A 2,590-nucleotide genomic window follows, 5' to 3' on the forward strand; every position below is an offset into this window, starting at 1 on the left:
TAATTGGTTTTAAGCAACCCGTATTTTAGATAAAAAACAGAATCTTAAAAATCAAAACAGGCTTTAAATCAGCGGTTTGCGAATTCTGTGAGGTTTTGTTAGGGGGTTGTGCAACGGTTACCGGTGTTAGGCACAGTACTTTTTTAGAACCCATAGGTTAATCTGTCTATAGTGTAGGTTCTGTCTACTGGGTTAAAATTGATAATATTTTTATATGCCGAGTCTGTGCATATGAATAAATTAGGTAATGTAGTATTCAAAACTTCTTCATTAGTTTCTATGTTAGTGATTATAATTGAAATATCATCCAAATAAGAACCTTTGTAATTGTCATTTGGGTTATCTGGGTCAAAATCTCCAAGATGAATAGTTACATTTAAATTATTTCTAATTTGTCCTTCCTTTTCATGATAGTAAATATCTCCTGAACCTCCAGCTGTTTCAGAGATAGTATCATTATCATCAAACTTGTAATTGATTTTGTATTCTAAATAACCTGTTGGAACTCCACAATTATTTGATGTTCCTGTTATTTCTAAATTAACTTTATATGTTGATGTCAAAGTTTTAAAAGTTTCTTCATTACCATATTTAATGCCATTTTCATTAATGGCATAAGCTCTTAAATAATAAGTTGTGTCTTCCTGCAACCCTGTAATATCTGAATTAAAATCATAATTATTTGTGCTATTTTCTAAATGGTCATTATCAATTGTGGGATTTTGAGAAGTACTCCAACATATTCCTTTACTTGTGATTGTTCCATCTCCATCGTCATTAATTATTCCTCCACTAGTTGCACTATTTAATGCAATGTTTTCTAGAGTTTTTGTCGTAATATCAATTTCTCCGATTGCCGTTGTAAACTCAATTTCGTTTCCGTAATACTCTCCAGTTGGATTTACAAAAAATGCTCTCATATAATATGTTGTATTTCTTTCCAAATTAGTCGCTTCAGATGAAATGTTTGCACCATTAATTTCTATAATGTAATCATCAATTTTTGGAAGTGTTGTTTTGGCATAAACAAAACCTTGAGAAGTTACTGTACTTTCACAAGTTGGTGCGATAATTTGTCCACTAAATGTTGCGCTGGTTTCAGTAATATTTGAAGCTTCTTCGGTGAATAAAGTAGGTGTATAAGTACAGTCAGAATTATTTTCATCATTAGAGTTAGAGCAGGATGTAAATATGGTTAATAGGATTAAAATTTTAAATGTAAATCTCATATAATAGTTTTTTGTTGTTTAATTCGGGTTTTTTGTTCGTATTGTGCCTAACGGCTCCGTATATGAAAAGTAGCGCTGAAAATAAGCTGTTACTTTTCGGATTAAACACAAGCCGAATTTTTAAATTTTACTATTTATTTTTTTACTTGGAAATCGTCAAATTTAAAAATTTGACGACTTTCCAAAAACGCCCAAACCTTAGTGTCAGCAAAGACTTGCGCTATTTTTTATATACATTGTTACCACACGTTTTTTCTCACACTTGCAATTACATCATCAATATTTTCATCGTCTGCGATTCTATATTTAGTATAGCCCATTGGTGTTTTATATCCGACTATTTTCTCCGTTTCGCTGTCTGTTTTGCTTTCGTCAAATCCAATTCCATTCCAGATAAACGGTTTATACCCTTCGTAAATAAATTCGTGAGGAATTATTCCGTAAACGTTAGAATGTTTGGTTGGTAATTCCGATAATTCTTTTGGAATATGTCCTTTAGCAATCTTATATTCTTTAATGTCTTTCAATAACTCAATATATTGATTTTCTGCAATTTTACCGTAAATCACATTCGTCAAAATCATTGTTATCGATAAGATCAGAAAATATAGAGTTCCGAAACCTGCAAATTTCATTATTCGCTTTTTTTTGAAAACCCAATAAATCCCTCTAATAATTAGCGTTAAGAGAAAAATTCCAAACGCAATAAAAATCAAATTTTCGATAGAATGGCTGTCGAAAAATGTCCATTGAATATCAACTAATATTAACCATACTATTATTCCAAAAATTACTTCCGATATGAATTTTAATATTTTTTTCAAGACGCTTTATTCCATAGCTTTATTAAATGCATCTGTTCCGAATTTTCTTTGTATTTCTTTATACATAATATCATTGTAGCATTTGTTTGGTTTTCCTAAAACTCCGCTGACATTAATAATTTCAATTCCATAAAGTTTTTCAAGATTTTTTGGTAAATTTTGTCTACTACCAAAACTGCTGAAAATATATTTGAAATTACCATTTTCAATATCTTTCATAGCAAGTTTTTCTCCATCTTCACACGTTTCTATTCGGTTATAATTTTCAGGTTCCTCCAAGTCGGATTGTCTAATAATTTGCTTTTCATCATTGTTTTTGTCATTTACTCTAACAACATTATTGCAACTAAAACATATTAGAGACATAAATATAAATCCGATTATTCTGTTATGCATAAAGTTTTTTTTAAATGTCTTGTCCTGAAATATGGCTACAGGTTAAAATTGATTTACGCTGTTTTTAAATATACCATATTAGGTGTTTTATAGTCTAAAGATAAATGTAATCTTATTTGGTTGTATAGATTAATTGCATTT

The 2,590-nt window shown here is 29.8% G+C and carries 3 protein-coding genes; all 3 read right to left on the reverse strand.

Going from position 1 to position 2,590, the window contains the following annotated elements; all coding sequences use genetic code 11:
• Window positions 1-143: 143 nt before the first annotated feature.
• Window positions 144-1,229 (reverse strand): hypothetical protein, encoded by a 1,086-nt coding sequence (locus tag ABXQ82_RS18690; RefSeq protein WP_367063313.1) that lies wholly within the window; start codon window positions 1,227-1,229, stop codon window positions 144-146.
• Between the two features lie 239 nt (window positions 1,230-1,468).
• Window positions 1,469-2,053, reverse strand: a complete 585-nt coding sequence (locus ABXQ82_RS18695; protein WP_367063315.1) for a hypothetical protein — start codon at window positions 2,051-2,053, stop codon at window positions 1,469-1,471.
• A 6-nt stretch (window positions 2,054-2,059) separates the two neighbouring features.
• Window positions 2,060-2,449 carry a hypothetical protein gene (locus ABXQ82_RS18700; protein ID WP_367063317.1) on the reverse strand — a complete coding sequence of 130 codons (390 nt, stop codon included), beginning with the start codon at window positions 2,447-2,449 and terminating at the stop codon, window positions 2,060-2,062.
• Window positions 2,450-2,590: the final 141 nt, after the last annotated feature.

Origin of the sequence: Algibacter sp. 2305UL17-15, from assembly GCF_040720935.1 — a bacterium.
Taxonomy (GTDB): Bacteria; Bacteroidota; Bacteroidia; order Flavobacteriales; family Flavobacteriaceae; genus Jejuia.

Coding starts and splice junctions, on each gene's coding strand:
- ABXQ82_RS18690 (WP_367063313.1), bottom strand. CDS start 1,229: ATGAGATTTACATTTAAAATTTTAATCCTATTAACCATATTTACATCC.
- ABXQ82_RS18700 (WP_367063317.1), bottom strand. CDS start 2,449: ATGCATAACAGAATAATCGGATTTATATTTATGTCTCTAATATGTTTT.